At 42.5% G+C, this 21,027-nt stretch carries 17 protein-coding genes and 2 rRNA genes; all 19 read left to right on the top strand.

What is annotated here, in order from left to right:
* Positions 1–31: 31 nt before the first annotated feature.
* The 19 genes from QZ055_RS01420 to QZ055_RS01330 all read left to right on the top strand — a co-directional run bounded on the left by QZ055_RS01420 (position 32) and on the right by QZ055_RS01330 (position 21,026).
* Positions 32–322: a hypothetical protein gene (locus QZ055_RS01420; protein ID WP_295824159.1), complete on the top strand. Its 291-nt coding sequence runs from the start codon at positions 32–34 to the stop codon at positions 320–322.
* 15 nt (positions 323–337) lie between these two features.
* Complete coding sequence (locus tag QZ055_RS01415; RefSeq protein WP_022002938.1) at positions 338–583, top strand: TIGR03905 family TSCPD domain-containing protein; 246 nt, start codon at positions 338–340, stop codon at positions 581–583.
* Positions 584–985: 402 nt separating this feature from the next.
* Positions 986–1,474 (top strand): PHP domain-containing protein, encoded by a 489-nt coding sequence (locus QZ055_RS01410; protein ID WP_295824158.1) that lies wholly within the window; start codon positions 986–988, stop codon positions 1,472–1,474.
* Positions 1,475–1,595: 121 nt separating this feature from the next.
* Positions 1,596–4,530: ribosomal RNA gene (locus QZ055_RS01405) — 23S ribosomal RNA — on the top strand.
* 77 nt (positions 4,531–4,607) lie between these two features.
* Positions 4,608–4,724: ribosomal RNA gene (gene rrf, locus QZ055_RS01400) — 5S ribosomal RNA — on the top strand.
* A 123-nt stretch (positions 4,725–4,847) separates the two neighbouring features.
* Positions 4,848–5,207 (top strand): CGGC domain-containing protein, encoded by a 360-nt coding sequence (locus QZ055_RS01395; protein WP_016476200.1) that lies wholly within the window; start codon positions 4,848–4,850, stop codon positions 5,205–5,207.
* A gap of 38 nt (positions 5,208–5,245) precedes the next feature.
* Positions 5,246–6,379 (top strand): M48 family metallopeptidase, encoded by a 1,134-nt coding sequence (locus QZ055_RS01390; protein WP_295824157.1) that lies wholly within the window; start codon positions 5,246–5,248, stop codon positions 6,377–6,379.
* 112 nt (positions 6,380–6,491) lie between these two features.
* Positions 6,492–7,556 carry an ABC transporter substrate-binding protein gene (locus QZ055_RS01385; protein ID WP_295824155.1) on the top strand — a complete coding sequence of 355 codons (1,065 nt, stop codon included), beginning with the start codon at positions 6,492–6,494 and terminating at the stop codon, positions 7,554–7,556.
* An 80-nt stretch (positions 7,557–7,636) separates the two neighbouring features.
* Positions 7,637–8,587, top strand: a complete 951-nt coding sequence (locus QZ055_RS01380) for an ABC transporter substrate-binding protein (RefSeq protein ID WP_295824153.1) — start codon at positions 7,637–7,639, stop codon at positions 8,585–8,587.
* Positions 8,588–9,135: 548 nt separating this feature from the next.
* Positions 9,136–9,747, top strand: a complete 612-nt coding sequence (locus QZ055_RS01375) for a MotA/TolQ/ExbB proton channel family protein (RefSeq protein ID WP_005376405.1) — start codon at positions 9,136–9,138, stop codon at positions 9,745–9,747.
* On the top strand, positions 9,744–10,148 hold the full coding sequence (locus QZ055_RS01370) for a biopolymer transporter ExbD (protein ID WP_005376414.1): 405 nt from the start codon (positions 9,744–9,746) through the stop codon (positions 10,146–10,148). The genes QZ055_RS01375 and QZ055_RS01370 overlap by 4 nt, the downstream gene beginning before the upstream one ends.
* A 4-nt stretch (positions 10,149–10,152) precedes the next feature.
* Positions 10,153–10,896, top strand: coding sequence for an energy transducer TonB (locus QZ055_RS01365; RefSeq protein WP_295824150.1), 744 nt, complete (start codon positions 10,153–10,155; stop codon positions 10,894–10,896).
* 154 nt (positions 10,897–11,050) lie between these two features.
* Positions 11,051–12,997 (top strand): TonB-dependent receptor, encoded by a 1,947-nt coding sequence (locus QZ055_RS01360; protein ID WP_287503479.1) that lies wholly within the window; start codon positions 11,051–11,053, stop codon positions 12,995–12,997.
* A 133-nt stretch (positions 12,998–13,130) separates the two neighbouring features.
* Positions 13,131–15,116, top strand: a complete 1,986-nt coding sequence (locus tag QZ055_RS01355; RefSeq protein ID WP_295824146.1) for a TonB-dependent siderophore receptor — start codon at positions 13,131–13,133, stop codon at positions 15,114–15,116.
* 42 nt (positions 15,117–15,158) lie between these two features.
* Positions 15,159–16,112 carry an ABC transporter substrate-binding protein gene (locus QZ055_RS01350; protein WP_005376419.1) on the top strand — a complete coding sequence of 318 codons (954 nt, stop codon included), beginning with the start codon at positions 15,159–15,161 and terminating at the stop codon, positions 16,110–16,112.
* Complete coding sequence (locus tag QZ055_RS01345; RefSeq protein ID WP_270523656.1) at positions 16,105–17,142, top strand: iron ABC transporter permease; 1,038 nt, start codon at positions 16,105–16,107, stop codon at positions 17,140–17,142. Before QZ055_RS01350 ends, QZ055_RS01345 begins: the two co-directional genes overlap by 8 nt.
* Positions 17,142–17,987: an ABC transporter ATP-binding protein gene (locus QZ055_RS01340; RefSeq protein ID WP_270523658.1), complete on the top strand. Its 846-nt coding sequence runs from the start codon at positions 17,142–17,144 to the stop codon at positions 17,985–17,987. The genes QZ055_RS01345 and QZ055_RS01340 overlap by 1 nt, the downstream gene beginning before the upstream one ends.
* A 55-nt stretch (positions 17,988–18,042) precedes the next feature.
* Positions 18,043–18,972, top strand: coding sequence for an ATP-binding protein (locus QZ055_RS01335; protein WP_270523659.1), 930 nt, complete (start codon positions 18,043–18,045; stop codon positions 18,970–18,972).
* A gap of 2 nt (positions 18,973–18,974) precedes the next feature.
* Positions 18,975–21,026, top strand: a complete 2,052-nt coding sequence (locus tag QZ055_RS01330; protein WP_295824140.1) for a VWA domain-containing protein — start codon at positions 18,975–18,977, stop codon at positions 21,024–21,026.
* Position 21,027 lies beyond the last annotated feature (1 nt).

Below are 21,027 nucleotides of genomic sequence, written 5' to 3'. Positions count from 1 at the left end.
ATTTTTTACTGTTTTCTAAATAAAATATAGTTTGAAAACTATTTCTATTCATAACACTCTGAATTATAGCACAGCTTTTGCAAAAAAGAAAGTGTATGATACAGTGATTATTCAAGGAGTCAATGGGATTTCTAATGAATTAAAGGATACTTTAAGACTTGGAAAAGTACAAACAGTCATTTATATGAATTCTTCAACATCTATGCTTGCAAAAGATTTGCAAGAATTATCAAAATATTATAAAGTAGAAGAGATTAAAGCAGTAGATAGTCATATGTATCAATCATATGTGACATCAATTGCTAAACTTACAAAAAAATAGGAAGAAGGAATAAAAATGGAATACGATTATACACCAAGAGGTGTCTGTTCAAGAAATATCCATGTAGAAGTTGAAGATGGGATTGTTAAAAATGTTATCTTTACAGGTGGATGTTCAGGAAATACTCAAGGAGTTGCTGCACTAGCAAAGGGTATGAAAGTTGATGAAGTTATTGAACGTTTAAAAGACATCAAATGTGGAGCAAAACCAACAAGTTGTCCAGCACAGCTTGCAAAAAGTTTACAAGAGCATGCTAAATAAGTGCTCTTTTTTTGTTTCTTTCATAAAATAAAATGGTGGTGTTATGTTAATTAGAATCAAAAAAATGCAGTTTCTAGTAGGGATTTGTTTGATTTTGCAAATTATTTTGTCTTCGTTATTTTTACCTTTTCATTTTATAGCGATGTTTTTATCTATTGTCATTATCATTTGGCAAAGAAGATTTTGTGTTTTACAGATTCGTTATCATTACTATGCAGTTATTTTATATATCTATAGGTTGTTTGTTATGCTTGTTTTAACGTATTCTTTTTTTGAAATGCTGTATTTATTTTTAACTTTATATGTTGGTTTGATTTTAATTTTATTATCTTTGAAAACATTTTTGTAATTCTTTTAATCAAGGATGATTTAGCGTATAATATGGAAAAAGGTGGTGGCAACATGATTGGTGAATTGAATATCTATAGTTGTTATAGTTTTCAAAATAGTACGATTTTGATTCAAGATTTATGTAAAAGAGCGAAAGAATTGCATATGGAAGCATTGGCTTTAACAGATATCAATAATATGTATGGTGCGATTGAATTTTCTAATGCTTGTCATCATTATGACATCAAACCTATTTTTGGAATGCAAGGGGATGTACTTATTGATCAAGAAGTTTATCCTTTTTTATTCTATGCAAAAGATCAAATTGGTTATCATGATTTAATGAAAATATGTAGTGATATTAATTTAAGTGAACATAAAGCGATTGAATTAGAAAAATTATCTTTATATCGTGAACATCTTTTTATTCTTTCTGGATGCAAAGAAGGAATTGTTGAAAGGCTTGTTTTACAAGAGTTAGAATCTGAGGCTTTAAAATATATTGCATTGTTTAAAAAGATGTTTAAAGATAATTATTATATTTGTAAGGTCATCTCTTAGAATTTCTAAGTAGGTTGACCCGAGCACATAGGAAATAATTCTCTGACTTAATGGTGACGTACATGAAAATGTACGGCTACAAAAAACGACAATGTATCTAATGCATGTCAATGAAATCTTAAGTAAAGATTTTAAGGGCGTACGGTGGATGCCTTGGCGATATCAGCCGAAGAAGGACGCGGTAAGCTGCGATAAGCTACGGAGAGGTGCAAGCAACCTTTGACCCGTAGATTTCCGAATGGGGGAACCCGGCAGTGGTTATGCACTGTCACCCATACCTTTGAGTATGAGGAGGGCACCTGGGGAACTGAAACATCTAATTACCCAGAGGAAAAGTAATCAAACGAGATTTTCTTAGTAGCGGCGAGCGAACGGGAAAGAGGCCAAACCGGAGCGGGCAACCGCACCGGGGTTGAGGACAGTCATCAAGTGTAAATGAGGTAGAAGAATCGAGTTGGAAAGCTCAGCCGCAGAAGGTGAAAGCCCTGTAATCGAAACCTTGCATACATGGGACTGTATCCAGAGTACCACGAGACACGTGAAACCTTGTGGGAAGCAGGGGGGACCACCCTCCAAGCCAAAATACTGATATCGACCGATAGCGCATAGTACCGTGAGGGAAAGGTGAAAAGAACCCCTGGCGGGGAGTGAAAGAGAACCTGAAACCGTATGTCTACAAACAGTCGAAGTCTGTATATATATCAGGACGACGGCGTGCCTATTGAAGAATGAACCGACGAGTTACTGTTGCTAGCGAGGTTAAGTGGAAAACACGGAGCCGCAGCGAAAGCGAGTCTGAACAGGGCGTTCAGTTAGTAATAGTAGACCCGAAACCGTAGTGATCTATCCATGGCCAGGTTGAAGCACAGGTAAAATTGTGTGGAGGACCGAACTCGTGAGCGTTGAAAAGCTTTGGGATGAGTTGTGGATAGGGGTGAAATGCCAATCGAACACGGAGATAGCTGGTTCTCCCCGAAATAGCTTTAGGGCTAGCCTCGAGGTTGAGAGTATAGGCGGTAGAGCACTGATCGGGCTAGGGGCCATACCGGTTACCGAACCTAGTCAAACTACGAATGGCTATACTTATACTCGGGAGTCAGACAGTGAATGATAAGGTCCATTGTCAAGAGGGAAACAGCCCAGAACACCGACTAAGGTCCCAAATGTTACACTAAGTGGCGAAGGATGTGGAATTTCCAAAACAACCAGGATGTTGGCTTAGAAGCAGCCACCATTTAAAGAGTGCGTAATAGCTCACTGGTCGAGAGACTCTGCGCCGAAAATGTCCGGGGCTAAAGTGTAAAACCGAAGTCGTGTCATATGCAGCAATGTATATGGGTAGGGGAGCGTTCTCATCGGGCTGAAGCAGTACCGTAAGGAGTTGTGGACTGATGAGAAGTGAGAATGTCGGTATGAGTAGCGAAAAGAATGGTGAGAATCCATTCCACCGAAAGCCTAAGGGTTCCTGAGCAACGATCGTCGTCTCAGGGTAAGTCGGGACCTAAGCCGAGGCGGAAAAGCGTAGGCGATGGACAACAGGTTGAAATTCCTGTACCGGTGTGAATCGTTTGATCGATGGAGTGACACAGTAAGGTAGGTCAGCACGCGATTGGAAGTGCGTGTTTAAGCATGTAGGTTGAGCTATAGGCAAATCCGTAGCTCTAAAAGCTGAGATGTGATGACGAGTTACTAGCGATAGTAACGAAGTGATTGATCCTACACTGTCGAGAAAAGCTTCTAGGTAGAGACACATCGCCCGTACCAAAACCGACACAGGTAGGCGGGGAGAGAATCCTAAGGTGCGCGGGAAAACCCTCGTTAAGGAACTCGGCAAAATGCCTCCGTAACTTCGGGAAAAGGAGGACTCATGTAGTGTGAAGTGCAGTAACGCATGGAGCATGAATGAGTGGCACAAGAGAGGCGCAAGCGACTGTTTACCACAAACACAGGTGCCTGCTAAAGCGAAAGCTGATGTATAGGTGCTGACACCTGCCCGGTGCTGGAAGGTTAAGAGGAGGGGTTAGACTTCGGTCGAAGCTCTGAATTGAAGCCCCAGTAAACGGCGGCCGTAACTATAACGGTCCTAAGGTAGCGAAATTCCTTGTCGGGTAAGTTCCGACCCGCACGAAAGGTGTAACGACTTGCGCACTGTCTCAACGAGGGACCCGGTGAAATTGAAGTACCTGTGAAGATGCAGGTTACCCGCGACTGGACAGAAAGACCCCATGGAGCTTTACTGCAACCTAAGATTGAACTTAGTTAATGAATGTACAGGATAGGTGGGAGACTTAGAATCTAGGACGCCAGTTTTAGAGGAGTCGTTGTTGGGATACCACCCTTTCATTAATTGATTTCTAACGGGCCGAGTAACGACCGGCCGGACAGTCTTAGGCGGGCAGTTTGACTGGGGCGGTCGCCTCCTAAAGAGTAACGGAGGCGCCCAAAGGTTCCCTCAGAGCGGACGGAAATCGCTCGAAGAGTGTAAAGGCAGAAGGGAGCTTGACTGCGAGACGGACAGGTCGAGCAGGGACGAAAGTCGGGCTTAGTGATCCGGTGGTGCCGAGTGGAAGGGCCATCGCTCAACGGATAAAAGCTACCCTGGGGATAACAGGCTAATCTCTCCCAAGAGTCCATATCGACGGGGAGGTTTGGCACCTCGATGTCGGCTCATCACATCCTGGGGCTGAAGTAGGTCCCAAGGGTTCGGCTGTTCGCCGATTAAAGTGGTACGTGAGCTGGGTTCAGAACGTCGTGAGACAGTTCGGTCCCTATCCATCGCGGGCGCAAGAAACTTGAAGGGGGCTGCTCCTAGTACGAGAGGACCGGAGTGGACGAACCGCTGGTGTACCAATTATCCTGCCAAGGGTACAGTTGGGTAGCTACGTTCGGGACGGATAAACGCTGAAAGCATCTAAGCGTGAAACCAGCCTTGAGATGAGGTTTCTCATAGCATAAGCTAGTAAGATCCCATGTAGACGACATGGTTGATAGGCCAGGTGTGGAAGAGCCGTGAGGTTTGGAGCTGACTGGTACTAATAGATCGAGGGCTTTACTTAAACAAAAACATTAAGCAGAAATGTGCAACAAATATATATAACTTCTATGTGGTTTTCAGAGTACAAACTCTGACAGATTCAGTGGCGATAGCTACGAGGGTCCACCTGTTCCCATCTCGAACACAGTAGTTAAGCTCGTAAACGCCGAAAGTACTTGGCTGGAGACGGCCTGGGAGGATAGGAAGTCGCTGATTAAGCTAAAAGACACACCTTAGGGTGTGTCTTTTTTATATTCTATATTCTTTGTATTCATAATTTTTATCAATTTGGTGTGATATAATATGCATAATATTATGTATGTTACCTAAGGAGGGTTTATGTCTAAGAAGATTGCAGTTCTTGTGAACGAAGACACAATGCAACGTTGTTCTTGCGGTGGTTGTCTTAAGGCATATATGAATAAAGTGGATTCTTTCGAGCGCTATGCTGATGAGGATACTGAGCTGGTTGGTTTTACCCATAGCGGTGGCGATTTGGAGAAGAAATTGGCTTCTTTCAAGAAAAATGGTGTTACTACCATTCATCTTTCCACCTGTACGCGTGGTAAGAATGATAATTATGAAAGCATAGCTCGCCAATGCGCGGCAGCTGGGTTTGATGTTGTTGGGTACACTCATGGTGGTGCTGTATCTAAAGATGGTAAGGTGGCTATTGAGCTTGTTGGTGAATCTAAGTAAGACTGCGTTTATTTTGAGAGACAATGAGAGGTTCAAATATGAATAAGAAAATTAAATCTTTGGTACTAGCCGCTGTGATGGGGCTTTCATTAACAACAGTTGCCGTAGTACCAACAACGGTAGAGGCTGCTTCTGCGGGAGCTGCACAAACGTTAATTGGTGGTGCAGTGGCGTATGCATATGTATCCACGGCTTTCAATAAAATGGATAATTCTAAGGAAGGCCAAGAACAAAGCTTAGCTCGTGCAAAGAAACAAACTGGCTATTTAGAGGATAGTGCGGCACAAGCACGGGTGCAACGCATCATGAAGACCTTAGAGGCTTCGCCTAGCGTCAAGCGTTCGTATGTGGTGTACGCAAATCCTAGCGATGATTTCAATGCGTTCGCTACGGTTGGTCGCGTGATGTCTGTTAACAAGGGCGCTTTGGATCTATTAGATGATGATGAACTCGCTTATGTTATGGCTCATGAAATTTCTCATGGCGAGCATAAGGACATTGTCAATGGTCTCAAGAAGCAAGTAGGTTTATCTACAGCGGTGAGCCTTGCTGCTGGCGGTGGCGGTAATGCAGCTATTTTGTCCAATATTGCTGGTAATTACATGGAGAACCAAGTATTCACGATGGGCCAAGAAAAGGCGGCTGACGAATTAGGCTTTAAAATTTTGAGCGAGTCTCCTTATAATGTGGGCGGTGCTGCTGCTTCTATGGCGGTACTTCGTAATAAATATGGTGATTTGTACCGTGAAGGTTTGAACCAAGTATTTAGCCCTAACAATCACCCTAAGACGAGCAGCCGTGTAAAGGACAATATTGATCGCATGTATACCTATTCTGGCAATCACGTTACGGTCGATAATGGCGCGGTATTTGTGAATGGCGTGAATATCTATAGCCCTGCCAATAGTGGTCGTTATACGGGCGAAGAACGAGCTTATTTCATGGCTGGTAAATTGGCGCGCTTGTACCATAATGGTCAAATTCAGCCAGGTGGTGCATCTTATGATGGACCTACTGTGACCGTGGCAGGTCGTTCTATTGTCACAACTCCTAATGCTGATGTGGCCCTTATGGTTGCTACCAATTTGAATAATTCCTTTGTGAAAGCCGCCGGTCCTGCGAAAGGCAAACAAGCAGCAAAACCTAATAAGAAAAAAGCTAGTAAGAAATAATTAAACAAGATCTCATTTAAATAAGAATATAATACGATGGTGACATACTTTTGGTTGTAGTTTACTAAAGAAATCGTATGACTCGTAAGTGATATACGGAGAGAGACCGCTTATGAAGAAGATAAAATGGATTGTACTACCATATATAGTCATGGGCATTTGTATTGCCATAGGTTTAGTTATTGGGATGGCGCCAGAGTTGTTAGGCGATGTTATACCGAGGCATGGCGTGATAGGTCGGATGTTAACGGCTGCGAATCACCGAAAGATTCAAGATAGTCAACATACAGAGATGGTCGTGCCGGATTATGTGCGCCGCGTCGTTACCTTGGGAACCGGAACAGTGGACTTGGTTGGTGCTGCTGGTGAGCCCTATGTTGTGGGCACCGATGGGTCTCCTTATGTCTCTGGTACAGAGATCAAGGGCCGTGTGCAGCCTACGGTGGAGTCCATAAAATCCTATGAACCTGATGTGGTTGTGGCACCGGAGACGACGCCGCCAGGATTAGTGGCATCGTTGCGCGCTGCCGGTATTCCTGTGTTTATTTATACGCTGAAAGATAGCTTAAAGGATGTAACCCTTAATACGAATCAAGTGGCTAAGTTGTTTGGTAGCAAAAATGCAGAATATTCTATTAATAATTCTGTTATGAAGGTTAGAAAACAAGTAGAGCCTCATAAAAACGACGTAAAACCTGTGATTGCCTTGTACAATCCAACACATGGTGTGTACCGGGCTGGCGTGCTTCGCGATATGATTGAAATGATTCATGGCATTGATGGTGCAGGGGACTTGAAGATCAAAGATAGCGGTAAGGACCCTAATGTGCTATCTGATGTATGGGACTATCGGGCGAACTATCCTACTTTCAACATGGAAGCAAACATGGGCACAAAAGCCGATTTGATTCGCATCAACCCTGATGTCATTTTTGTGCCTACCATATATGCGGTCAAACAACCTGAGTATAAGCAGGATATAGATGTCATTATGCATGATCCGGAGCTACAGAATATAACAGCTGTGAAAAAGGGCTATGTGTATCCTATTAATGACATGCACATCATGAGCTATTCGTCGTGGATGTATTATGAAATGGAACAGATGTCGAAATGGTTGTATGGCGATTGGTCGTATAAGAATTATGTAAAATACCAAAGTGTGCCAGCTAATTAACGATATAGGGCTTATATTGTTGCTCTAGTTTACAGTGTATTGCATGATGAGATGTTTTTGAAAGCATAGGAGGAGAGCTTATGCAATTACGTCGTTTGATGATTGTTTTGGCTATTTGTATTGTGGGGCTGGTGGTAGCAGCTTTTGGTATGTACCGTTCTTGGCAAAACTTTACAAGTGGGGGCCTATTCGGCATATTAAGCTCTCACGGGCACTATATGATGGTGGATGGAACCAGCACAACGGTTACATTAGATCATAAGGCAGAGCGTATCGTCGCCGTAGGGCCTAATGTGGCGGATTTGGTGAGCGAACTGGCCGGTGATTCCGTAGTGGCTACTACCGCAGCACCGTATCAAGTGACTAATACCGTTAAGCAACGGGTGGCGCCTGATGTGAATGCTATTGTGGCGTTAAAGCCGGATATTGTTATCATTGAAGATGGCGCTGAATCCATAGAACTCGTTAGTCCGTTGCGAGAAAAGGGCGTTAAGGTAGCATTATTAAGAGAGCCTGCGACTGTGAAAGACGTAGAGGACCAGACACGCAATGTAGGTAAATTGCTAGGCCGTGAAAGCAAGGCGGACAGCCTCATAGCGACGATGATGAACTACATCCGCGATACAGAATCGCTTCGTTTTGCGCACCGCGACGATCCAAAGCAGACCGTTGCTGTGTATAATGAAAACGGATTATATGGTAAACCGAAAACCTTGATCGCCGATATGCTCACCTATGTGGGCGTAGATAATGCAGCTGCTAAGAGCGGAGTGAAACAATCTAACTTTGGTACAAAGGCAGACCTTATCAAGGCCGACCCTGATGTTATCATTGTACCGATGGACATACATGCACCGGATTATAATCGCGATGCCATCTATGCCAATTACTATAATGACCCTGTATTGGCAAATTTGAAAGCTATTAAAAACAAAAAGGTATCCATCGTGCCTACGGATGCCTTGTTGGCCAAGAGTTACCATATTGGACGAGGTATTTATACAATAGCTCAAGTGGTGTATGCAAGATAGTGTATTGATAGGCAAGATATTGTTTATGTATCATTATTTCGTAGCGAGAGGATGCACATACATAAGTTTTAGTATGATGATATAACGGTGTCATAGGATAGTTTAAACGAATGGTTATGCAGGTATGAATAATATTCATAAAATTGTATAGAATTAATAAATATGTACTTGATAGAGGTATTATGTTCAGCCTCTTAGTATGCTAAGAATTTAGATAATATCTGTATAAGCAGTCTATAGAAAACATTTCTATAGACTGCTTTTTTTATATGTATTGAGAGCAGATAAATAATTTTTAGCATGAGAATTATTAGTGTTTTTATATAATAGACAAATGTATGTATTCAATAGAGAAATTAGTAATTATAAAAATACATAGAGTAAAATAGCATACCTATACAGGGTATAGGTTTATTGTGCTACGTATTTGTTTATGAAATAATAAAATAACTTAGTGTTAATCGTAATATAACGATTAATACAGATTGCATTTGTGTTTTATACGCAGTAGAGTACAAATTTATAATTATAAGTTTGAGGAGGTTATTATGGAGTATGCAATTCATCTTTTTAATGCGGGTGGCGTAGTCATGTATCCGCTAGTTTTATTTATGTTGGCAGCATGTACGATTTTATTTGAGCGAATTCGTATGTATCGTCGCATTGACAGTGAAATTCAACAATTGTCGTCTAGCATTGAAGCAGGTCGTAATGCGAATGATTGGATTGCATTAGAACAAGCGATTAAGAATAATGATGATGCGCTTAGTCAATTTGTAACACCGATTGTTGATTCCGTATATAACTTTGAAGGCTTAGAAAACCGCCTTCATGATGTAGTAGGTTATATGGATGAACGTTTAAAACGCGGTCTTAACTGGCTCAGCATGATGGTTACTATGGCTCCATTACTAGGTCTATTGGGTACTGTAGTGGGCATGATTCGCTCATTCGCTGCTGTTGGTGGCGATATCGGTGCTCCTACCGTTATTACTGGTGGTGTATCCGAAGCGTTGATTGCGACTGCTACAGGGCTTTCAGTAGCCATCGTAGCATTAGCCATCCACAGCTGGTGCACAAGTAAAGTAAATTATGATATTGCAAAATTGGAACAACGCTTAGGTTCTATCTTGGATTTATATATTAGGAGTCAACGATGAAACGTAGTTCAGTAGGGATACAAAAAGAACCTACCATCATGATTATACCTATGATTGATATTGTATTTTTCTTGCTCGTATTTTTCATGATGAGTACGTTATATATGAATACAGAGGAACAAATTCCGCTCAATTTGCCAAAGGCCTCTGCATCAACGGCAAAAACGATTGAGCCGATTACGATTTCGCTCACAGCTACTCATAAGATGTATTTGAACGAACGTGAAATTAGACCTGATGATTTGGGCAATGAAATTCAAGGCATCGTTGCGAAGGAACCACAACAAGCTTTTATCGTCCGTGCATCTGAAGATATTGCGTATAAGGATGTTATTAGCATTTTGGATAATCTCAAGATGAGTGGTGCTCGATTTGTCAGCGTAGCGACAGAACGGAAGTGATCATATGGTGAGTAAACGATATGGCATTCCTTTTATCGCTGCATTGGTGGTCAACTTAGCATACTGGGGTGTTGTAGGCGATTTGTTCGGCCATTTAAAACCACCAGAAACGCCAAAGAAAGATTTGGTCATCAATCTTGACATGGTGCAACCGGAACCTCCTGAGCAGGAGAAGAAACAGCAAGAGAAAATTGTCTCTGATGATAAAGAAAATGCTGCGGGCGGTAAGTCGGGTAGTGTATTACCGGATTTATCGGGAAAACCGACACCAGGCTTGCAAAATCTTAACCCTTATCTAGGTGGCAATGAAACGGCTAGTGTAAATCTACATGAGAATACAGATAATCCTGTAGGTGTTCCCGGCGATGGTGATACAACAGGCCCGGGTGGTGGCCCCGTTGGCAATGGTGGAATAGCAAATGACGGCCCTGGTACACAGAGCGGCAATCCTGGGACTAGTAATACGGAAGGTTCGGGATACTTTGATGTTTCCGGTTATCGTGCTAGTTTAGATGCCAATAAAGTCATGCCAGCACAAGCTGTACGTAGAGGAATTACAGGGACAGTTACCATTAGGGTTTATTTTGATGGCGAAGGTAATTATGTAAGGGCTGAAATTGAGGGGAGTAGTGGTTCTAGCCTTCTTGATAATGATGCCCTTGCCCTTGCAGCTAGGTCAGGTGGGGCTACCAATACAACTGGTGAGCCTAAATCAGATGTTTTTTATATAAGATATGAATTTGAATAATGATTATATTTGGAATGAGCCTAAATTGAATTAAATGAATTACAGTTTATGTAGTGGATATGAGAAGGTTCATATCCACTACAACCAAATTGCCCACTGTAGTTTGGAGGCTACAAATTAACAGAATTAACAAAGTTTTAATAAAACATATAGGATGGTGAATGAAATGAATAAACGTGTATATGTGGCCACAATGATGGCGTTACTTAGTATGAGTGTAAATGGTTATGCGGTAGATATGACAACTAATGAGAATCAAGAGTCGTCCAATGTAATCAATGTTACCGCTAATCGCACAGCCCTCCTAGATTTGGACACACCTGTAGCGATGAATGTAATTACACCTGAGGAGTTAAAAAATACTGGTGCTACCACTGCTTTTGATGCGGTGGCGACCGTACCAGGGGTAACAATAAATTCTTATGGTGCCGGCGGTGCCGATTTTGGTGGTATGGATAGCCGTACGAATATTCGAGGCCTTGACCGTGGTGCTCTTGTTCTTGTAAATGGCGTGCCTATGAACCTTAATGGCAAAGGTGGACTCGGCTCTATTCCTACGAGTGCCATAAAACGTATCGAAGTAGTGAAAGGAGCTGCTTCTACATTGTATGGTGCAGAGGCATTAGGTGGTGTTATTAATGTTATTACTAAGACTCCATCTACAGAGGGTGGCTCTGCTACAGTTGCTGTAGGTAATCGTGGGTCTAAACGTTTTGATGTGTCTTATGGTACAGATAAATTCATCGTTGGTATTGATAGAAAATATTGGGGTACACAGGATCCATCCACACCGATTCGCTACGACTATGCAGGTACTAAACACTACGATTACTATAGTACTCGCAACAAGGGCAATTCGTTGGGGCTCTTTATGAGTGGTAAGCTTTCAGATAAGGTAACATTGAATTTTAATCGTGCTGAAAGTAAATCGTCCTTTGGTCTAATCAGTACGGAAACAAATCCGGTTAATCAAGCAAGACATTCTACGACGTATCATTATAAGGATGATCGCAATAATGCTTCCTTAATTTATAAGGACAAGGGTACTACAGGAACCTTGTTCTATAATGACCGTACGATGCGTGGTACGAGCCGGGTGCACAATACGTCCCAAGCTAAGGCGACTGAAACAAGCTATCGCGCACGTCAATATGGATTTGATGTACAGCATGAATGGGATTTTAGAGATGGTAAGGACTATTTAATCGCAGGTGTTACAGGTAAACAAGAAATCTATCATGCAACAGCTGTTCCTGTTTACGTTCATCCTAAACGCAATAGTTATGCTGTGTATGGTAGTTATTCTTATGAAATTAACCCTAAATGGACATCCATTTTGGGCTTGCGTTACACCGTAATCGATGATCCAATCAAGGATCAACATGTGTTGACCCCTCAATTCCAATTATTGCACTCCATCAATAAACAATCCTCCATGTATATGAACATAGGGAAAGCTTTTACAATGCCTAGTTTGAGCGATACATTCCGTAGCGTTAGCCGTCGGTATACAGCGGTAAGCAGTAAAAACCTTAAACCAGAAGAGGGTTGGAACTATGAAATTGGGTACAAGCGGATTAACAAAAAGGATGATTGGAAGGTTGATGTGTTCTATATGGATTTCAAAAACTTCTTCCAATGGCAACCGGATGCAAATGGTCGACCTTTGGTGCGAGTAAATGGTGGGAAATTCCGCAACGTGGGCATCGAAGCCGAATATGGTAGACGTTTATCCGACCGCCTCAAATGGAACGTGAGCGGATCTTACTCTAATCCAAGACAAAAGGAAATGAATGAAAATTACTGGAAACAAGCGGCTCCTAAATTGCAATTCACTACAGGCATTCGCTATGAAAGCCCAACGTGGGAAGCAGGCACATCCTTTAGCTTTGTTACAAAACGGTTGCGCAATCGAGATGGTGGCTTAAACCCTAATATTGCCCTTTGGAACGCTTATGTGGGCTATCATTTCAATAAGGATGCAACACTTCGTCTAGATGCACGCAATTTGTTAGACCGTCACAACGTTATCACCAATGGGGATTATGAATACTGGGGTGACCCATTCACATATGAATTGAGTTATACACAAAAGTTCTAATATTTATTTGTAGAGATTTATATAAAATCCAGTACTAATAGGGGGTATGGGTTTTGTGTAGCCCTTTTAAATGTGTAATAATACAATTATGTAGTTTTTATGAATAATTAGTGTGTATTACGAGGGATTTGTTATGAACAATCTTAAGAAACGACGGACTTCTGTACTTATAGGATTGGCTTTGATGGGATTATCTGTGCATGCATATGCAGCGGATGTAACGGCTGCCACAGATACTCCTACTACGGTAGCATCTACTGAAGCAAATGGCGCATCTGAAAGTCATGTCATTAATGTAACAGCTAATCGGATGGCATTGTTAAACCTAGATACGCCGGCAGCGATGGATGTTATTACGGACAAAGATATCATGAATAGCGGTGCTAAAAATGCCTTTGATGCGGTGAACATGGTGCCTGGTATTACATCTTTCTCCTATGGTGCATCTGGCCTTGAATATGGTGCCATGGATAGTCGGGTCAATATTCGTGGACTAGAACGAGGTTCACTCATTCTCGTCAATGGCGTACCGATGAACCTTAATGGTAAGGGTGGTCTTAGCTCTATTCCAACAGGTTCTATCGCCCGTATCGAAGTGTTGAAAGGCGCTGCTTCTGCTTTATATGGTTCTGATGCGATGAGCGGCGTTGTTAATGTCATTACTAAAACACCTACTAAAGAAGGTGGCTCTGCTACTATTGGGGTAGGCAATATGGGTAGTCAAACCTATAAAATCAACTACGGCACGCCGCGTTTCTTGATTGGTATAGAACGGGGTTTCTTTGGTAAACAAGATCCGTCTACACCAGTTCGTACAGATTCGGTGGATCACCCTCGTGGGTATGAATACTATACAGCACGGGATAAGGGGAATTCCTTAGGTATATTTATGAGCGGCAAATTGAGCGACAAGGTAACATTGAACTTTAGCCGCTTTGAAGGTAAGTCGGCCTATGCTCAGTTGAGTACTGAAAGCAATGCGACGAATCGCAATCGCCACTCTACAACATATGCATATGATGATTCTAAGAACAATGCGTCCTTGATTTATAAGGATGGAAATACGACGGGTACACTCTTCTATAATGATCGAGATTTGAAGGGAAAAAATCGTAACCATAGTCTTCCATCCTATACATCTAATGATAGTAACTATATTGCTCGTCAATATGGTTTTGATGTACAACACGAATGGGATTTTAGAGGTGGCAAGGATTATCTAATTGCCGGTGTATTGGGTAAACGTGAAACGTACCGCACTACATCAGGTCCCGTCTATGCAAATCCTCATCGTCATAGCTTAGCTCTTTATGGTAGTTATTCCTATCAAATCAATCCAAAATGGACTACTATTCTAGGCTTACGTTATACGGATATTAAGGACCCTGTGAAGAATCAACATGTGTTGACACCACAGTTCCAATTGAATCACCGTATTAATAAAGAATCCTCTGTATATATGAATGTAGGCAAAGCTTTTACCATGCCTAATCTAAGCGATACATTTAAAACAGTAAACCGACAATATCAATCGGTTAGCGGTCGTAATTTAAAACCTGAAGAAGGTTGGAACTATGAATTGGGTTACAAGCACATTACCAATAAAGATAGTTGGAAGGTGGCTGCATTCTATATGGATTTCAAGAATTTCTTCTCTTGGAAACCAGATAGCAATGGTAAAATGACGATTCGCGTTAATGGTGGCCGTTTTAGAAATGTTGGCGTTGAGGCACAATATGGCCGTAAATTAACAGATCGCTTGAAAGTAACTGTGGGTGCAGCGTATTCGAATCCAAAACAAATGGAAATCGATAAAAATTATTGGAAACAAGCCAATCCAAAATTACAATTTACAGGGGGCATTCATTACAATAGTTCCACTTGGACAGCTGGATCTAGTATAAACTTTGTAACAAAACGGATGAAGAACCGCGATGGCGGCATCAATCCAAATCTTGTAGCGTGGAATGCGTATGTAGGGTATCAGTTCAATGAAAACTCTTCTATACGACTCGATGCGCGTAACTTGTTGAATCGTCACAATGTTATTTCCAACGGGGATTGGGAATACTGGGATGAGCCATTCAACTATCAGCTTAGCTACACTCAAAAATTCTAGATTACTATAAGTCTGTATTAGAACTATACAAGGAGTATCATCATGAACAAGAGCATTGTGTATCTTATATGTTTGATGGTACTCCTTTTTGTAGGTGTAACCGGATGTGGTCCGCAAGATGAAACGCGGACCTTGCCATATACCCGTTATGTTGAAAGTTATGATGGGGCACGCGTACCAGTACCTGATCATCCGAAACGTATTTTAGCATTATCCTCTGCGTCGGATACGATTTTATTAGGCCTTGTAGAACCAGACCGCTTGGTAGGTATTAATACATTATCCACCTATGAAGAGTATTCTTTAGAGGCGAAGCGTGCTAAGCTGGTTAAACCTGCTATGAGTTCTTATCCATTAGAAAAGATCATTGCCTTGGAGCCAGATCTTGTCATAGCACCTGATTATACGAGCGCAGACGTTATTGCAGGTTTACGCCACATGGGTATACCTACTGTTGTAGTGCCAACCGGTACTACGGTAGAATCTGTCATTAAGAATGTGACGGACATAGCTCATATTGTAGGGGAAGATGAAAAGGGGCAATTTTACGAGCAGAAAATCCGTCGTGAACTAGAAACGATGAAACGGCTTGGTACATCTATTCCGTTGAATCAACGTAAAAGCGTACTCTTCGTATCATCCATGGATGGGTACACCGGAACAGGCAGTCTGTTTGATGATATGTGCAAGTATATGAGCATCTACAATGCACCTGATCTTCTCGGTTTACCGCCACGGACTCCTTTTGGAGATGAGCGTGTATTGGCTATGGACCCAGATTATATTTTTATTCCATCCTATAAAGGCATGGATAAGAATTTAGCTAGTCGGTATCTTGATAATCCAGCCTTTCAAAACCTTCCTGCTATAAAAGAACATCGCGTTAAACCTTTACCAGCTGCGTACTTATATACTATGAATCAGCATATTGGTGAAGCTATGCTTGCTATTATGCATACTGTGTATCCTCAGTTAGAAAGGAATCCTCATGACTAAACAGAAACAAAAAATCATGGCAATTGCCATAATTGGGGGATTGCTATGTATTGTAAGTCTATTGGCGCTACATGTAGGAACGATTATGATTCCTATCGGTGGTGGCATACAAAGTATTTTAAATGGTATGGGGATACCGGTTCATTTTACAGCTCCGATTACAGCTGAACAGGAGGCGGTATTGTGGTTTATCCGTATGCCACGTCTCATCATTGGTCTCCTTGTAGGTGGTGCATTAGCCTTGGCTGGTGCCGTTATGCAAGGTGTTTTCTCCAACCCATTAGCGGATCCTGGCATTATGGGTGTATCCGCAGGGGCATCCCTTGGCGCAGTGATCGCCATTGCTCTTGGCGTAACATCTCTTGGTATGTTTTATATGCCTGCCTTTGCCTTTGTTGGCGCCTTTGTATCCGTTGGCATTACTATTATTTTAACCTTGCGCAATAATAAGCTCGATACGACGACCTTATTGCTCGCTGGTGTAGCTGTGAGCATGTTACTTGGTGCTTTTACATCGGGCATTTTGACGATGATTAACGAATACCGGTTGCGTGAATTCTTATTCTGGATGGTCGGTGGCCTTGATTTCCGTCGTTGGGATCATGTGGTACTAGCTGTAGGGCCTATCGTGACAGGCAGCGTTATTTTGATGATGCTCGGTCGTCATCTTAATGTACTCGTTCTCGGTGATACAGAGGCACGTGCATTGGGCTTACCTGTTATGGTGTACCGTATGCTATTCTTATTTCTTGCATCCGTTGTTACAGCTACTGCTGTATGTGTCAGTGGTTCTATTGGCTTTGTAGGCCTTGTGGTTCCTCACATTGTCCGCCTCTTGGTAGGACCGGATCATCGCATATTACTGCCTATGGCAGCTGTTGGAGGGGCATTATTTCTCGTATTCTGTGATACATTGGGCCGAGTTATAGCACAACCTATAGAAATTCGTGTTGGTATCATGACAGCTCTCTTAGGGGCACCATATTTCTTATATTTACTACATCGTTTGCGCAGCAAAGGAGGGGCCTAATGAAATTAGATGTTCAATCCCTATCTGTTACATTAGGGGAAAACGCTATTCTAAAGGACGCGTCCTTTTCTATTGATAGTGGTGAATTCGTTGGCATTATTGGACCTAATGGTTCTGGTAAAACGACGTTGTTAAAAACCTTGCGTGGACTCTATCCTATTTCTGGAGGTCAGGTTTTATGGGATGGTAAAAGCATTGCCTCCATGAGCGATAAGGATATCGCTCATCATGTGGCGTATATGCAACAGTCCGTCAATGTTTCCTTTGATTATGAAGCCTTTGATATAGTGATGACAGCGCGTTATCCCTATTTGAAATGGTGGCAACAAGAGGGCCCAGAGGATAAAGCTATCGTAGAAAAGGCGATGAAAGAGGTAGGCGTGTATCACCTGAGACATCGCTCCGTGCAAAACCTTAGTGGTGGTGAACGGCAACGTGTATTTCTAGCTAAGGCGCTGGCACAACAAACAGAGGTGCTATTACTAGATGAACCGACGGCTGCTCTTGATTTGGTGTATGCTGATGATATCTTTCACGAAGGTCGTAGATTATGTGACGAAGGGAAAACGATTCTAATCGTCGTTCATGACTTAGAATTGGCTGCTAAATATTGTACTAAGCTTGTCTTAGTTAGCGATGGTCACATCGTAGATGTAGGAACGCCTCGTGAAGTGCTGACTGCAGAGAATCTACGAAACGCATTCCATCTATCGGCAGCGGTCTACGATGATCCATACTTTAAACAACAACGTATCTTTGTATTTCCTAAGGGAACTACAAATATTGATGATTTTAAACAAACAGGTGGTAGTACAGACATGTCTATCGATCCTGCGTTGAAATAAAATTTTTTATCATGAGTTGAGATAAGATGTTTCTATCCTAAATGAGGTTAGGCTTATGTTATATCCATTTACTGCTATTGTGGGCCAAGATGAAATGAAATTAGCCCTGTTACTCAATGCTATTAATCCATCCATTGGTGGTGTGTTAATCGAGGGGGAAAAGGGCACTGCCAAATCTACGGCTGTCCGTGCTTTGGCGAACCTATTACCGCCTATGGAGACAGGGGCTACGGCCATGACCGTTGTGGAACTTCCTATTAATGCTACAGAGGACCGTGTTGTAGGGTCTATCAATTTAGAAAAAGCACTACAGGACGGTGTGAAAGCTTTTGAGCCAGGCATTTTGCACGCAGCACATCAAAACATTCTCTATGTAGATGAGGTTAATCTATTAGATGACCATATTGTAGATATTTTACTTGATGTAGCAGCTATGGGTGTCAATACGGTAGAGCGTGAAGGGGTGAGCCACTCTCATCCATCTCGCTTTATCCTCGTAGGAACAATGAATCCCGAAGAGGGTGACCTTAGACCTCAGCTGCTAGATCGTTTCGGTTTATCCGTCATGGTCTATGGTGAGCATGATCCAGCACAACGGATGGAGGTTATCAAGCGCCGTCTTGCTTTTGGCGACGACCCAGTTAGTTTCGTAGCGTCTTATGCGGAATCGGAACAAGCATTACACGAACGCTTATTACAAGCTCGTGAATTATTGCCAAGCATCATTCCCACCGATGAGGTGTTGTTGAAAATTGCAAGCATTAGTATTGGTGTTGGCGTTGATGGTCATCGTCCAGATATTACGATGATGCACACCGCTCGTGCACACGCAGCCTTTCACGGTCGCCATCAAATCATAGTGGACGACCTTAAGATAGCAGCACGATTAGCATTGAAGCACCGTTTACGTCGTTTGCCATTTGAGGAGCAAGGTCACGATGAAGACCGCATTGATACAGTGGTAACGGCTGTGCTTGAGGGCTAGCTATGGAAACATCTGTACAAGAGGCCCTCAAAATAGGCCTTGTAAACAATCAGATTCATACTCTCATTATTTCTGGTGGTACTGGTGTGGGTAAAAGTTATATCCTTCGCCAGTGCCTCGAAGCGTGGCATCTTCCCTATCGTTTGATACCTATTTATGTAGAAAATTCACAATTACAAGAGACTATCGATTTTGAAGCGTCCCTAGAGCAGGGCAAGATGATTATGTCCGCAGGTCTTTTAGATGATACTAGCACTCGATGCTGGGTTGTCGATGATGGTCACGTTCTGGCACCTGAGGTTCGTCATGCCTTATTAGTAGAGGCGAAGCGACGTCAAATACTGCTCATCATGACTATCAATCATGAAGATAGAACACTAGATGATGCGGAGTGGGAACTCGTCGATGTGCATGTATCTATGGCTGCACCTACACTAGAGTCTCGAGTTGCTATTTTGCAACAAAATCGAGAAGAAATCCTATGTGGTGAAGCATCTATAGCAGGGGATAATCAATCAGACTTGGATAGTGCCCTATGTGAGGAGGAAACTAGCTCAATAGATGTTATTTCAGCTGAAGATATGTTATCTCTCATAGCTACTAAACGAGTTCAGAATATTGCTGTTTCGGATGCTATGCTTTCACTAGCCATATCCTATGCACTACAAGCACGTACCGTAGGCCATGGTGCAGAATACATATTGCTGCAAGTTATGAAATCTCTTGCAGTTCTTGATGGCAGCTCGTACTGCAAGCCAATCCATGCAGACCGAGCCGCTTTATATGTTTTGCCCCATCGTATGAAGCGAGATGAAGCATCAGAATCTCAATCATCACAAGGGGATAATGGAAGTAGTACAAACGACCAAAATCAGTTGCAGAAAAATACTGAAATAGCAGAGGACTCTGATGTAGATAACTCGAGTAATTCGGGTGGAGAAGATTCTAATGGTGATGAATCCAATCCCAATGAATTAGATAATTCCAATAATGATATAAGTGGTACCGAAGATGGAGCGTCTAATCAAGACGTATTCGGCAACGCTAATCAAGAAGAAACGAGCGGCACTAATGACGCTAACTCTAAGGAACCTGATAGTTCTGATTCAAGAAGCACTGATGCTGATGTATCTAACGGGCTATCTTCTGTATCTTTGCCTGATACTGTTGCCCGTATAGCTAACCAGATGTTTCATTGGAAATTACAGTCTTATAAGACGGTAGACCGCCAGTATCGCAAGGGTTCTGGTCGTCGACTCATGACTAAAACAAATGATACTCGAGGGCGCATGATTCGAGCCTATCAAGATGAATATGCTCTTGAGGACTTGGCCTTAGTCGATACATTGCGAGCGGCAGCACCCTACCAACGGTTGCGAGCTGCTGTTAAGGTGGAACAAGAAATACAATCTACGGAGTCTCTGCCATTAGAACAGCAAGAATCTAAGGAATTATCTATAGTGATAAAACCACAGGACTATCGCCGTAAAGCTCGAGAAAAACGTATTGGTGCATACCAGCTCTTTGTGGTGGATGCGAGCGGTTCTATGGCGGCACGTCATCGCATGGAGGCCACGAAATCCGCTATTTTGAGCCTCTTAAGGGATTCCTATATTCACCGTGACTCAGTAGGGCTCATTGCTTTTCGCAAGGAATCGGCAGAGGTGTTATTGCCGTTCACGCGTAGCGTAGAGCGCGCAGAGCGACTATTAGCGTCCATGCCTACAGGTGGTAAGACGCCATTAGCTCACGGTTTACGCATGGCCTACACCATGTGCGATAGATTGTTGCGTGCCCATCGGGCAGAACGCATTCAGATTATATGTATCACCGATGGACGTGCTACGTCGGGGGATTCTGAGGATCCCGTAGCAGAGGCTAAACAATGGGCTCGTATTCTTGGAACCTTGCCTGTAGATTGTATCGTTATTGATACGGAAACGGGCTTTATCAAGCTAGGCCTTGCTAAGGAACTATGTCAATTAATGAATGGCAGTTATTACGCCATGGATACTATTACGGCGGATGGTATTTTACGAGTATCGCGGAGGTAGA

The sequence above is a fragment of the uncultured Veillonella sp. genome (assembly GCF_905209685.1).
Classification (GTDB): domain Bacteria; phylum Bacillota; class Negativicutes; order Veillonellales; family Veillonellaceae; genus Veillonella.
Note: the sequence above shows the minus strand (reverse complement) of the source record. Positions and strands in the feature narration are given on the sequence as shown.

What these genes read in the sequence shown, in the direction of transcription:
- QZ055_RS01415 (WP_022002938.1), top strand. Translation starts at nt 338, where the DNA reads ATGGAATACGATTATACACCAAGAGGTGTCTGTTCAAGAAATATCCAT.
- QZ055_RS01410 (WP_295824158.1), top strand. Translation starts at nt 986, where the DNA reads ATGATTGGTGAATTGAATATCTATAGTTGTTATAGTTTTCAAAATAGT.
- QZ055_RS01395 (WP_016476200.1), top strand. Translation starts at nt 4,848, where the DNA reads ATGTCTAAGAAGATTGCAGTTCTTGTGAACGAAGACACAATGCAACGT.
- QZ055_RS01390 (WP_295824157.1), top strand. Translation starts at nt 5,246, where the DNA reads ATGAATAAGAAAATTAAATCTTTGGTACTAGCCGCTGTGATGGGGCTT.
- QZ055_RS01385 (WP_295824155.1), top strand. Translation starts at nt 6,492, where the DNA reads ATGAAGAAGATAAAATGGATTGTACTACCATATATAGTCATGGGCATT.
- QZ055_RS01380 (WP_295824153.1), top strand. Translation starts at nt 7,637, where the DNA reads ATGCAATTACGTCGTTTGATGATTGTTTTGGCTATTTGTATTGTGGGG.
- QZ055_RS01375 (WP_005376405.1), top strand. Translation starts at nt 9,136, where the DNA reads ATGGAGTATGCAATTCATCTTTTTAATGCGGGTGGCGTAGTCATGTAT.
- QZ055_RS01370 (WP_005376414.1), top strand. Translation starts at nt 9,744, where the DNA reads ATGAAACGTAGTTCAGTAGGGATACAAAAAGAACCTACCATCATGATT.
- QZ055_RS01365 (WP_295824150.1), top strand. Translation starts at nt 10,153, where the DNA reads ATGGTGAGTAAACGATATGGCATTCCTTTTATCGCTGCATTGGTGGTC.
- QZ055_RS01360 (WP_287503479.1), top strand. Translation starts at nt 11,051, where the DNA reads ATGGTGAATGAAATGAATAAACGTGTATATGTGGCCACAATGATGGCG.
- QZ055_RS01355 (WP_295824146.1), top strand. Translation starts at nt 13,131, where the DNA reads ATGAACAATCTTAAGAAACGACGGACTTCTGTACTTATAGGATTGGCT.
- QZ055_RS01350 (WP_005376419.1), top strand. Translation starts at nt 15,159, where the DNA reads ATGAACAAGAGCATTGTGTATCTTATATGTTTGATGGTACTCCTTTTT.
- QZ055_RS01345 (WP_270523656.1), top strand. Translation starts at nt 16,105, where the DNA reads ATGACTAAACAGAAACAAAAAATCATGGCAATTGCCATAATTGGGGGA.
- QZ055_RS01340 (WP_270523658.1), top strand. Translation starts at nt 17,142, where the DNA reads ATGAAATTAGATGTTCAATCCCTATCTGTTACATTAGGGGAAAACGCT.
- QZ055_RS01335 (WP_270523659.1), top strand. Translation starts at nt 18,043, where the DNA reads ATGTTATATCCATTTACTGCTATTGTGGGCCAAGATGAAATGAAATTA.
- QZ055_RS01330 (WP_295824140.1), top strand. Translation starts at nt 18,975, where the DNA reads ATGGAAACATCTGTACAAGAGGCCCTCAAAATAGGCCTTGTAAACAAT.